Raw genomic sequence first — 12,593 nt, forward strand, 5'->3', positions numbered from 1 at the left:
CACATTGCCTTGTTGACGGTTAATAGGTAGCTGACTATCATATTGAACGATGTTCAATAAAGTAGTTTGAGAATATGGCACGCAGAAACGATCACACCCGAGAAGAGTTAGTGAATTTGACGTTAACAACGGTCAAAAACTTTTTAGATGAGAATTCTTACCACGAACTCAGTCTTCGTAAAATCGCTAACATGATTGGTTACGTGCCAAGCACATTGGTAAATGTTTTTGGTAATTATAATTTGTTGTTGCTTCATGTTGTCGCTCAAACTTTAGATGAGTTATCTCAAGAAGCACGCAAAGCGACTAATGACAGCAAAGACTCCCATCAAGCGCTTTTTGAACTCGCTTATTGCTACCACGATTTTGCTCAAAAACACCCATACCGTTGGCAGTTAGTGTTCGAACACAATATGAATGGAGCAGAACTTCCGGAATGGCATGCCAAACGTATCGATGGTATGACGGGAATGCTAGAGTCACTATTGGCTCAAATCGCACCACATCGTACTGAATCCGAAGTGATTCAAGCGAGTCGAGTCCTTTGGTCTGGCGTACATGGCATTACTTTACTCAGTGTTGATGATAAGTTTTTCTCTAGTGAACCGATTGATGGCAAAGAATTGATCAGTAATCTTCTTTCTAACTACCTCACGAACTGGTAACAAAGGATTATCCATGTCATCCGACAGACAGCCGTCCTTACTTACGCAGAGAAAGTTCCTGCCCTATTTCATTACTCAGTTTTTTGGCGCTTTCAACGACAATATTTTTAAAAACGTTTTGCTGTTGTTTGTCGCATTCGCTGGCTCCAGTGCACTACCTATTTCGAGCAATTTGTTCATCAACCTTGCGGCAGGCTTGTTCATTCTACCGTTCTTTCTGTTCTCTGCTTCCGCTGGCGTATTAGCCGACAAATATGAAAAGTCATGGTTTATTCGTAAGGTCAAACTATTTGAAATAGCCATCATGCTGTTAGGTGCCATCGGATTCATAACCGAAAGTTATGGTGTGCTTTTATTGCTACTGTTTTTAATGGGCACACAGTCAGCATTTTTTGGCCCAGTTAAATATGCCCTTTTGCCTCAAAAGTTAAATGCTAAAGAGTTAGTGCCCGGCAACGCTCTTGTTGAAGCTGGTACCTTTATCGCCATCCTTATTGGCACCTTAGGCGCTGGGATTATAGCCTCTGCAGACAACGCAAAATACCTCGCCGCATTTTGTGTCGTGATCTTCGCATTGTTAGGCTACTTGTCGAGCCGCTCAATCCCCTTTGCTGCAGCCAGCGCACCCAATCTCTCTTTTCGTTGGCAACCATACAAGCAAACCAAACACACGCTCTCTATCGCCAAATCCGATCGAGTTGTTTTTCAATGCATAATGGCAATAAGCTGGTTTTGGTTTTTAGGCGCCGCATATCTAACACAATTCCCGAATTTCACTAAGATTTACCTAAATGGCACCGAGAGTGCGGTGTCTTTCTTGCTCGCTCTATTTTCCATTGGTATCGCGCTAGGGTCGCTACTTTGCAATTGGATCTCAAACCATCGTATAGAAGTCGGTGTTGTGCCAATTGGTGCCTTTGGCATTACGGTATTTGGGTACCTAATGGCCACTTCCATTCCCAATGATCTACCTACTTTCCATAACTTTGTAGACTTCTTTAGATATGAGCCTTTTTGGCCATTATTTTTCTACCTATTGATGATTGGTGCTTCGGGCGGTTTGTTTATCGTGCCTCTTTACGCATTAATGCAGCATCGAGCAAAGGAAACCGAACGTGCTCAAGTCATCGCAGGGCTCAACATCTTTAACTCTCTGTTTATGGTCGGCAGCGCTGTCTTAGGTATTGTGTGCCTAAGTGTAATCAAGATGACAATTCCTCAACTGTTTGCATTGTTAGCCATTTTAAATTTCTTAGTCGCCGCTTACATCTTTTTGCAAATTCCTATTTTTGTTGTTCGCTTTGTCATGTGGATGCTTACGCACACCATCTATCGAGTTAAGCATAAGAATCTACACAACCTACCCGAGCATGGTGGGGCATTGATTGTATGTAATCATGTAAGCTACATGGATGCATTGCTACTTAGTGCAGTATGCCCAAGGTTGATTCGTTTTGTGATGGAGGAAGATTACGCCAACCTACCTCCATTAAGGCGCTTTTTACGTCGAACTGGGGTAATTCCAATTTCAGCGAGTAACAGAAGCTCTATCAGACGTGCATTTAACGATGTGGAAGCCGCGCTAAGCGAAGGTCATATCGTCTGTATTTTCCCTGAAGGAAGATTAACTTCAGATGGTGAAATGAATGAATTCATGCGCGGTATTGATATCATTCTACGTCGTAGCCCAGTACCCGTCATACCTGTTGCACTTAAAGGCTTATGGGGAAGCTATTTCAGCCGCGCAAAAGGTCGCGCATGCTGTGGCTTACCGACTCGATTTTGGTCAAAGCTAGAAATTGAGGCAGGACAACCGGTGCCACCAAATGAGGCAACGGCAAAAACAATGTTCGATAAAGTGCATCAACTCAGAGGCGACTGGCGATAAAATACACTTGAACACATGTTTAGGATAACTGAACATGTGTTCAAATCATTAAGACAAACTGACCACACCCAGTGCGATATACTCTCCCTTTCATTCACAACAGCGAATAAAAACCTTGAATAGAAACTACCTCCTGTTTGGATTGGCGTTACTTTTTTGTTTAACCCCCCTTGCCTCCTCTCCCATTGCTCTAGTTATCGGTTTTCTACTCGCAAGTTTTGGTTTTGTGCCTTCCGAGCTGCCCATCGCTTCTTTTACTAAAAAGCTGCTGTCTTACTCGATTATTGGCTTAGGCTTTGGCATCAACTTTGAGCAAGCACTTGCAGTCACATCGGATGGTATCGGCCTGATCATCGCCACTATTACAGGCACACTGATCATGGGCACTCTCATTGCCAGGGTACTTAAATTGGAGCGAGTAACCGCTTACTTAATCTCATCAGGTACTGCAATTTGTGGTGGTAGCGCAATTGCTGCTGTGGCACCGGCCATTAAAGCGAAAGACGAGCAGATTGGATTAGCACTGGCAACGGTATTTGTCCTGAACTCCATTGCACTCTTTGTGTTTCCTGTGATTGGACATGCTTTAGGGCTAGATCAACACACGTTTGGCACATGGGCTGCGATTGCCATTCATGACACATCTTCTGTTGTCGGGGCTGCCTCGGCCTTTGGGGAAGAAGCACTAACGACGGCAACAACATTGAAACTCGCGCGCGCTTTATGGATCATTCCTGTTGCTTTGATCAGTGCCGTCATCTTTTCAAGAGGCCAAAAAGAGAATGGAAAGAAAAAACTAGCTATCCCTTATTTCATTTTTTGGTACTGTGCAGCTATCGCGTTTAGCGACTTATTTCCTCAATTTGAAATGGTCTATCACGGCATTTTCATTGGAGCAAAGCAAGCGTTGGTTGTATGTCTGTTCTTGATAGGTTGTAGCATTTCAATTTCAAAACTAAAGTCTGCTGGAGCTAAGCCACTGTTGTTTGGTGTGACTCTGTGGGTGTTAATTTCGACCACTTCTCTAAGTTGGTTACTGTTTTAGATATTGGTGGTCTGCTTATCGCGTTGAGGGGACGGCATTTCCCGTTTGCTATTTTTGTATATAACGACCAACGCAATAGCGATCAAAAATGCCGTTAGCTCTGCAAGAGAGCGGGCTAGCCCTTCACTACTTATCGCGATACCAATTTGTAGTGCTACTGCCGCAATTAAAACTAGCTTTGCCATCCTGAACCTTATGCATTTTCTCTCCACGAAGAAGCATAATTATGATTCAGAGTTATAAAGATACGAAATTCTCTTTATGACTAATACATAGCAAAATTGACTAATGCTGAAGTGATGACAGTAGCCACTCTTTCACGGCCTTACGTGAAATTTTGATCCCACCTTCTAGTAGAGTTAGTGGCATTACATGGTATTCCACTGGCCATTTAAACTTCTCTAACTTTGATTGCAAGTGCTGGTCATACTCCGACTTGCTGCGCAATCCATTGGTCTGAATCACAGCTACTGGTCTATGACCAAACTCCGCGTCTTCGACTGGAACCACTATACTCTGCACTACACCATCAATTTGGTTCAAAGCGGCTTCAATCTCTTCACAATGGATATTCTCACCACCAGAGATAAACTGATTGTCGGCACGGCCGATTATCTTTAATTCATCACCTTGCCACTCGCCAAGATCTTTGCTGTCAAACCAGCCTTTCTCATCCAGAAATGGGGTAACATGTCCTTGATGGAAATACCCTGCCGCTAATGTCTTACCGCCAATAAAAATGCGTTGGTCAACTAATTTTATCTTACGGTGCTTCAATACATGCCCAGCATTACTGGTGCAGTCAATTCTCTTTGCGGTAACGGTAGAGGCCGCCTCCGTCATCCCATAACCTAACCATGTCTCAATGCCTTGCCCTGTTGCTCGTAGTGCCAACTCGTGATCAACGTGGCTGCCGCCCAGTAGCACATGTGTCAATGACAAATGTGCATCATCATCCAATAACCGTTTTAGCTGAGTCGCAACCAAAGAAGCGTGTGATACGCCCTGAACATCATCAACAAGTTTCCCTGAACCGACCTTTAGTGTTGCTCCGACATATAGCCAACGATAGACAATCGCTAATCCAGAGACGTGATACAGCGGAAGCGATAATAGCCAAGCATCTTGCTGAGTGAAAATGAACTCCTGCAACAAGCCCTCTGCAGACGCAAGATGCTGTCGATGTGTATGGACCACAGCTTTAGGCTCCCCTGTAGAGCCAGAAGTAAATACTACTGAAGCTAGCCGGTCATGATGATAGCTATCTTCAGTCAACGAATCACTCTCTTGCTGTGATACTACAGGCGGTGAAAGCAATGTTGCCTTGAGTTTTTGTATATCATGTTCAGAAAAGGTCGAAGCGCACTCCTGAGAAAACCAGATAAACCGAGTTTGATCAGGCCTGTAAAGTGCAGCAAGCTTACCCTGCAACTTATCTAGTGGTTGTTCCATGGTCAGCGCAGCGAGCGCGCCTAACTGTTTGGAGGCAAGATAAAACAACAGTGTTTCTACTTGGTTCTTGCCAACCAAAGTCAGCACATCCCCCCGAGTTACACCCAAGTCATTCAAATAGTGAGTGTATTGGTCAATACGCTTCGAGAGTTGTTGCCAGTTTAATACTTCTGTTGATGTCTTGAGTGCAATAGAAAAAGGGCTCGTTTGAGCCCAATATTTCCATGGTGCCTTCGCAATATTGTCTACGCAGAATGCCACACAATCTCCTGGTCTTTTAGAGGAAGAACGGGAAGTTCACACTTAGGCCAGCCCTGCTCTAGCTGAGCTTTGAATAAGCCAATCGTATCCAAACCTGGAACTTCATCAGGCAGCTGCCATTGGGCAAAGCGCGCTAATTGAGTTAAACCGAGACTGGATTCAATGCTCGAGCTAATCACTGCTTTCATCCCCAGTGACTTCGCTTTCTCTATCAGTGTAATACAAAAATCCACTGAACCAATGAGTGTGGGTTTGATGATGATCGTTTTCACACCAGTTAGATCTTCAAGACGGAAATCTTCACGACGAACCGCATCTTGCAATGTTTCATCCCAAGCGATAGCAATACCAGTATTAATCGCAAAAGAGAGACTATCGCCAGGAGAGCGGCACGGCTCTTCTAGAAACGTGATTCGTTGACGCAGAGACGGGGCAATGTACTTAGCGAACTGCTGCGCTTTTTCTGGTGTCCAAGCGCGATTGGCATCGAGTCGAAGCGTTAATTGAGGGATTGATTCAAGAAAAAGGTTCACAAGCATGCCATCGCGAATTGGCTCATAAAGTCCAACTTTCACCTTAGCGACTTTCTCACCTTCCATTTCGTTCAGCTTTGGAATGAGCTCATCTGGGTCGCCAGTGCATAGTGGCGCTGTTTGGTATTTACCTTGTTGTGGTAAACCACCAGCTAATTCAAGTTGTGCCATCGATAAACCAAACGCAACCGACGGGTACATATTGGCATAATCCACATCCAACTCTGCTACCCAACGCTCCGCCTGTTCTTGTAGCTGAACACCCGCATCTTCGGTGCTCTCTAAGCTAAAACCAGGAAGAGGAGCGACTTCTCCAAGCCCTGTTTTACCATCTTCGGAAAGCGCAACAACATAACCAACACGTTCGGTTAGCTTGTTGTTACGTAGGATGACACCACTATCCATGGGCAAGCTATAACGATAAATTTTCGCTTCACGCATAATTCAAGTCCTATGTAATGCCGTATATTTGAGCGTTCTGACGAGCAATCCCACCAGCCTCCCAGAGGGCGAGGCGCTCAGGAAAAAAGGAACAGAGGAGCTAAAACGCTCCTCATTTAGACGGATTATGGGTTGCGAGGGAATTTATCGAAGTCTGGGCGACGCTTCTCGTTAAAGGCGTTACGACCTTCTTGGCCTTCATCTGTCATGTAGAACATCATCGTTGCGTTACCCGCTAACTCTTGCAGACCCGCTTGACCATCACAATCTGCGTTTAATGCAGCTTTCAGGCAGCGCAATGCCATTGGGCTGTGCTGTAGTACTTCACGACACCAACGAACGGTTTCTTTCTCTAGATCCGCTAGTGGTACAACTGTGTTTACTAGGCCCATGTCTACTGCTTCTTGAGCATTGTAGAAACGACATAGGAACCAAATTTCGCGAGCTTTCTTTTGGCCTACGATGCGAGCCATGTAAGATGCGCCCCAACCTCCGTCAAATGAACCCACTTTAGGGCCTGTTTGACCAAATTGAGCGTTGTCAGCTGCAATCGTTAGGTCACACATCATGTGCAGAACATGACCACCGCCCACAGCCCAACCAGCTACAGATGCGATCACTGGTTTGGGACAAGTACGAATATCACGTTGGAAGTCCAATACGTTTAGGTGGTGTGTACCTTGGTCGTCTTTATAGCCGCCGTAGTCGCCACGGATCTTCTGGTCGCCACCAGAACAGAATGCGTCTTCACCTAGACCTGTCAGAATGATCACGCCAACACCAGAGTCGTAGCGTGCATCTGCCAACGCATCAATCATCTCTTTTACCGTTTGAGGACGAAACGCGTTACGCACTTGAGGACGTGCAATAGTGATTTTCGCGATACCATCTACAGACTTGTGATAATGAATGTCCTCGTATTTCTCGCTGCAATCTTTCCATTGAACCGGAGCGTAAAGTTCTTCTTCAGAAATGCCTACTGTTTTAGCCATGGTGATTCCCATTGTTCTCGTTACTCTCACCAAAGTGAGACTGAATTATTTGCTTGATATGTATCGCAAACTGTTTGGGCTGCTCTTGATGGACGTTATGACCAGCGCCTTCAACTTGTCGATACGCCAACCCGCTACGTTGTGCCAGTTGGCTAAATTTTTGGTCTTTCTCACCACACAAGTAATACACTGGTATGTTCTGCTTTTGCAGTGAGGGCAACAAATATGCCTGTTTGGCTAACGATGTCGCCATCAACGTATTCGCCACCGCTGAGCCAAGATTATCACTTCGCTTCGCAATGAATGTTTGTCTTTGCTCATGGTTTAGTGAAGAAAACACCGCTTGTTGGTACCAATCGTTCAAAACACGTTCAAGTGGTTCAGTTTTGAAACGCATTGCCCAGCGAGCATCATTCTCTAATCTCACCTGTTTCTCTGACTCAGTTTGAAGCCCGAAGTTTCCCCCTTCAATAATCGCGCCTGCAATATTGAGATCTGGAAAGCATTGATGGGCAATACCATGCATCGCAATGCGGCCGCCCATAGAGTATCCAATCAAAATAAGTGGTTGTTGTGAGGGAAATAATAAAGATAGTGTGGAACCAAAAAGTTTGCAGCAATCATTTAAATCGCAGCAAAAAATAGATTGGCTGCGTCCGTGACCAGGAAGGTCAACCGTCACACGCTCATATTCGGGTAATGCATTTAAACACGCGAGCCAATCGGCACCGCTACCGAGTAAGCCATGCAAAAACACCAAAGTGGGCAACGTTCTACTTTGGTGTTTTTCTAATACAGGGAAACGTTCAAAGTAAAGCATTTAGACTCTTATTAAATGCCTTGAGTGTCTCAGCAGCTTGGTTAGATGGGGTTTGAACCTCGACCAACAACGTTCCTTGGCGGTGACATAAATGCTCTTTTACAGATGATTGGAATTGCTCCAGTGTAGAAACATGCAAATACGCCAAACCAAACTGCTTTGCCGCGTGTTCAAACTGATAACCATGAGGCATTTGATAATATGTCGTCCTGCGCTCTGGTGGTACTGGCAACATATCAAAAATCGCACCGCCGTCATTATTAGTAACAACAAGTACCGCCGGCAGTTTATTGTGAGAAAATAGCGCCAGAGAATTGAGATCATAAAGTGCTGCTGTGTCACCAATATACACCAGTAACGGATTACCTCTTGCCCGTTGCACGCCTGATGCCGTAGCAAACAAACCGTCAATCCCTGACGCGCCTCGATTAGTGAAAACCTCTACACCATCCAATTTTCCGTACATATCAACAAGCCGAACAAACAAGCTATTACCCAAGAAAACATCTACGTTCTTTGTGCGCTCGTTGATGTCTGCTGCCAACGCAATTTCGTCAACGGCAGACGCTGAATCAGATAGGAAGGCTTCTTCGATACGTTGATGAACTCGCTTAACGTCATTCGCTAACCTATCAGCCCACCCAGCAAATATTGACTTCTCAAAGCTAATGCGAGAAACCCACGCTTTAGGAGGCTCAACCCAGTGCATTTGCGCCAGATGATTTTGGTTATTCCGGTCCATACAAGGTGAGACATACCAATACTGAACGTCTTTATCTTGTTGACTCTGCGAAACTTGTTTATCAATCCAATGATTCAAACGTTTTGAGATGATTCGGCTACCAAATTGGATAATAAGTTCACAAGATTCAAGCTCGTTTGCGAACTCGGGAAGTTGAAGCCATACATCGTAATACGCCCAATCCGAACTGAGACCACTTTGCGGGTCTGCAAGTACTGGCCATCCCATCTTTTGTGCAAATGCCTGCGCCGACTTCGCTTGTTGAAGCGGTAAGCTGCCAATCACAACCAAGCCTTTTTTGTCCGAAAAAGACGGGATGCTCGCCTGTGACAAATGGCTAAAACGCTGAGTATAAGTGCCGCTTCCTTTTCGCCATCCGGCGACCGAATCTAAGTAGGTTTGATAATCCGCTTTTGCGCCGTTGGAATACAAAGGCTCTGGAAATGCACAATTAATATGAACGGCACTACCCTGCAATTGCTGAGTAAACATCACTTCGTCAACAGAGGTCAGCAACCAGTTAAGCGACGTTGCTAAATTTGGGCTTGGTAAATTCAAACTGGCCGAAACATGATGTGAAAAAATACCCAATTGATTTATCGCTTGGTTTGCACCACAGCCGACAAGTTCTACTGGACGATCTGCTGTCAGCAGCACCAGTTTTTCACCAGTAAGTTTGGCTTCGGCAACCGACGGTAATAAGTTCGCCACTGCCGTACCAGAGGTAACGATAATTGCCACGGGTTCCTGAGTAGCTTTCGCTAAACCAAGAGCCATAAAGCCCAATCCACGCTCATCAAAATGAGTATGAATGGAAAAGTCGGACTGTTCTGCCGCTTCTAAAGTTAAAGGCGTAGAACGAGATCCGGGAGCGATACAAACATGCTTAACGCCAATTCGCTGAAGCTCAATCAATATGGTTTCTGACCAAACTCGATTGAGCACCGCTTGGTCATGACTCATGATGCGACTCCCAATGGCGGATGATCAGAAATCAGCGTAAGTAACGTCGACATTTTCTTATCAAGTTCTGCCCACTCATGTTCTGCAATGGAGCCTGGAACAATCCCTGCGCCCGCAAACAGTTGTACTTGCTCACCGAGCACAAGCGCACTTCTGATTGCGACACAAAACTCTGCACGCTCATGGCTAATGTAACCCATAGAGCCTGCATACCAGCCGCGTGCAAACGGCTCATTATCAAGAATAAACTGCATGGACTCTTGTCGGGGTAAGCCAGCAACCGCCGCTGTTGGCTGAAGCGCCGATAACAACTGAACACCATTTATCCCCGCTCTTAGACTAGCGTGAATATTTCGCTTAAGGTGCTGCACTTTTCGTAGTCTGACCAAACTCGGTTCAGCTTCCACTTCAACCATTTCAGAATGCGGTGATAGACGATCAATGATGTCGTCCACCACATACTGGTTTTCGTTGAGGTTCTTTTGGTCTTGGGATAACCAATTCGCCAACTCCATATCTTGAGTGGCATTGTCCCCCCGACCAATCGTACCTGCTAACGCTTCGGTATGTAGCTCATGCCCTACGCGAGAATACAAACGTTCTGGCGTAGACCCCATAAAACTGTGCTTACTGTCTAAGCTCAGCATGAAATGGAAGCTATGATGGTTATTTAAGTAACTTGCTTTAAGTAGCTGTGCAGCACTTAATGTGTTATCAAGCTGCACGGTAGAGCGACGCGCTAAAACCACTTTCTTAAAATCATCATTCTCTATACCAGTCAGAACCTTATGAACTAACTCATTCCATTGAGGCTGACTTGGCGTATGAACAATAGAGCGGATGTGAGACGAAATTGGAGCTAAGGTTGCGACCTCACAAACCAGTTTATTCAACCCAGCTAGAGTTCGCGCTTTGTCTTCTGAAATATTAACTGCGAGAGACCACTGTTGGTCAAAACGAATTAACTCAATTTGAGGCAAAAAGAAAAAAGAAGGCATACAGCGGCGATTCTTCTCATGCTGCCCATCAAAAGAGCGCCCGCCCCAAACTCTTTGCCCTTCACCTAGAATGGTATAAGCAGGACCTGGCTCAACAAAAGCGTGCAATTGCCCTAGTGCAACGACCTCTTCACGTGTATCGCGGGACTGCCAATAAAACTTAGGGAAAAGTGGTTGTGCATCAAGCCAATCAATAAATGAGAAATTGGGTTTCTCGCTAAGGGGCTCGACCAGACGTGTTTGATTGCCTTCCGATTGCTGAACTCGCTCGATAATTCTCTTTACGGCTTGATGGAACTGTGACAAATCAACCTCGTTGTATGTGAGGATAAATGGTAACTGACGGCTACTCTAAGTTTAGACCCAAAGCAAATCAAGGTCGTATGCGATCTTTTGCAAAATCCTGTGATAGCAAGCGAGCAAAACTTAACCAGCAGACAGATTATTTACAGATATATATTCTAATAAAAAACAAATTATTGTATTTTAATAAAGAAATTAACGAATTTTTAGGAATTAAACAATGCAAAATATCGGGATGTCGTCAAAACTCGACAATGTCTGCTACGACATTAGGGGTCCTGTACTCAAACATGCTAAGCGCATGGAGGAAGAAGGGCATAAAATCCTAAAGCTAAACATTGGTAACCCTGCCCCATTTGGTTTTGACGCCCCTGATGAGATTTTAGTCGACGTGATTCGTAATCTGCCGACTTCTCAAGGCTATTGTGATTCCAAAGGTATTTACTCTGCTCGTAAAGCAGTGGTCCAACACTATCAGCGTAAAGGTATACGCTCGCTAGATGTCGAAGATGTGTATGTAGGTAACGGCGTGTCTGAGTTGATCGTAATGGCCATGCAAGCGCTATTAAACAATGGCGACGAAATGCTGATCCCAGCACCAGACTATCCGTTATGGACAGCTTCAGTTGCACTATCTGGTGGTAAGCCGGTTCATTATCTATGTGATGAAGAGGCTGACTGGTACCCAGACCTTGAAGACATCAAAAAGAAAATCACACCAAAGACACGTGGCATTGTTCTGATCAACCCGAACAACCCGACAGGTGCGGTATACAGCCGTGACTTCCTACTTGAAGTCATTGAGATAGCACGCCAGCACAAACTGATCATTTTCGCAGATGAGATCTACGACAAAGTGTTGTACGACGGTGCAACACATACCTCAGTCGCCACACTCACTGAAGACGTGCTAGTCATGACATTCAATGGCCTTTCAAAAGCCTACCGTGTTTGTGGTTTCCGTGGTGGCTGGATGTTCCTAACGGGGCCTAAACATCTGGCTCAAGGGTACGTGAATGGCTTGGAGCTGCTTTCATCGATGCGTTTATGTGCAAACGTACCAATGCAACATGCCATTCAAACCGCGTTAGGTGGGTACCAGAGTATCAATGAACTGATTTTACCTGGCGGACGCTTATTAGAGCAGCGCAACCGAGCGTATGAACTGATCAATCAAATTCCTGGTGTTTCTTGTGTCAAACCTAAGGGTGCGATGTACCTCTTCCCGAAAATCGACACTAAAATGTACAACATCAAGAACGATCAGCAGATGGTTTTAGATTTCTTAAAACAAGAGAAGGTCTTACTGGTGCAAGGTTCTGGTTTTAACTGGCCAAAACCAGACCACTTCCGCATCGTGACACTACCGCACGTTGAAGATCTAGAAATCGCCATTGGACGTTTTGAAAGATTCCTATCAACCTACAGCCAGTAATGAATCACTGGTAGTAATTAGTGCTGATCTCTCATATGCTTAGAGGAACTCCTAG

11 protein-coding genes are annotated in these 12,593 nt (G+C 45.0%); 4 read left to right on the forward strand and 7 right to left on the reverse strand.

All coding sequences use genetic code 11. The features are described 5' to 3' along the window. Positions 1-74: 74 nt before the first annotated feature. From J4N43_RS11015 to J4N43_RS11025, 3 genes are all read left to right on the forward strand, one after another. The gene (locus J4N43_RS11015; RefSeq protein WP_005382308.1) at positions 75-665 is read left to right on the forward strand and encodes a TetR/AcrR family transcriptional regulator; all 591 of its coding nucleotides are present in this window, start codon (positions 75-77) and stop codon (positions 663-665) included. A gap of 13 nt (positions 666-678) precedes the next feature. Next, on the forward strand, positions 679-2,553 hold the full coding sequence (locus J4N43_RS11020; RefSeq protein WP_005382310.1) for an MFS transporter: 1,875 nt from the start codon (positions 679-681) through the stop codon (positions 2,551-2,553). A gap of 115 nt (positions 2,554-2,668) precedes the next feature. Continuing rightward, positions 2,669-3,598, forward strand: a complete 930-nt coding sequence (locus J4N43_RS11025; RefSeq protein WP_086013920.1) for a YeiH family protein — start codon at positions 2,669-2,671, stop codon at positions 3,596-3,598. On the opposite strand, the gene J4N43_RS11030 is transcribed toward J4N43_RS11025, so the two are convergent. From J4N43_RS11030 to J4N43_RS11060, 7 genes are all read right to left on the reverse strand, one after another. Further along, complete coding sequence (locus J4N43_RS11030) at positions 3,595-3,783, reverse strand: hypothetical protein (protein WP_005382314.1); 189 nt, start codon at positions 3,781-3,783, stop codon at positions 3,595-3,597. The genes J4N43_RS11025 and J4N43_RS11030 overlap by 4 nt on opposite strands. A 100-nt stretch (positions 3,784-3,883) precedes the next feature. Continuing rightward, positions 3,884-5,311 carry an o-succinylbenzoate--CoA ligase gene (gene menE, locus J4N43_RS11035; protein WP_005382316.1) on the reverse strand — a complete coding sequence of 476 codons (1,428 nt, stop codon included), beginning with the start codon at positions 5,309-5,311 and terminating at the stop codon, positions 3,884-3,886. Beyond that, positions 5,296-6,285: an o-succinylbenzoate synthase gene (gene menC, locus J4N43_RS11040; RefSeq protein WP_062730718.1), complete on the reverse strand. Its 990-nt coding sequence runs from the start codon at positions 6,283-6,285 to the stop codon at positions 5,296-5,298. Before menC ends, menE begins: the two co-directional genes overlap by 16 nt. A 125-nt stretch (positions 6,286-6,410) precedes the next feature. Beyond that, positions 6,411-7,277, reverse strand: a complete 867-nt coding sequence (gene menB / locus J4N43_RS11045; RefSeq protein ID WP_009707163.1) for a 1,4-dihydroxy-2-naphthoyl-CoA synthase — start codon at positions 7,275-7,277, stop codon at positions 6,411-6,413. Then, positions 7,270-8,097 carry a 2-succinyl-6-hydroxy-2,4-cyclohexadiene-1-carboxylate synthase gene (menH, locus tag J4N43_RS11050; RefSeq protein WP_062730719.1) on the reverse strand — a complete coding sequence of 276 codons (828 nt, stop codon included), beginning with the start codon at positions 8,095-8,097 and terminating at the stop codon, positions 7,270-7,272. Before menH ends, menB begins: the two co-directional genes overlap by 8 nt. Beyond that, positions 8,084-9,802: a 2-succinyl-5-enolpyruvyl-6-hydroxy-3-cyclohexene-1-carboxylic-acid synthase gene (menD, locus tag J4N43_RS11055; RefSeq protein ID WP_158159590.1), complete on the reverse strand. Its 1,719-nt coding sequence runs from the start codon at positions 9,800-9,802 to the stop codon at positions 8,084-8,086. The genes menH and menD overlap by 14 nt, the downstream gene beginning before the upstream one ends. Continuing rightward, complete coding sequence (locus tag J4N43_RS11060) at positions 9,799-11,106, reverse strand: isochorismate synthase (RefSeq protein WP_033906881.1); 1,308 nt, start codon at positions 11,104-11,106, stop codon at positions 9,799-9,801. Before J4N43_RS11060 ends, menD begins: the two co-directional genes overlap by 4 nt. Positions 11,107-11,323: 217 nt before the next feature. Between J4N43_RS11060 and J4N43_RS11065 the strand changes: the two genes are divergently transcribed. Continuing rightward, a complete protein-coding gene (locus J4N43_RS11065) occupies positions 11,324-12,538 on the forward strand; it encodes a pyridoxal phosphate-dependent aminotransferase (RefSeq protein ID WP_005384283.1) in 1,215 nt (404 codons plus the stop codon). The last annotated feature ends 55 nt before the right edge of the window (positions 12,539-12,593 follow it).

The sequence above is a fragment of the Vibrio sp. SCSIO 43009 genome, assembly GCF_023716525.1.
GTDB lineage: Bacteria > Pseudomonadota > Gammaproteobacteria > Enterobacterales > Vibrionaceae > Vibrio > Vibrio alginolyticus.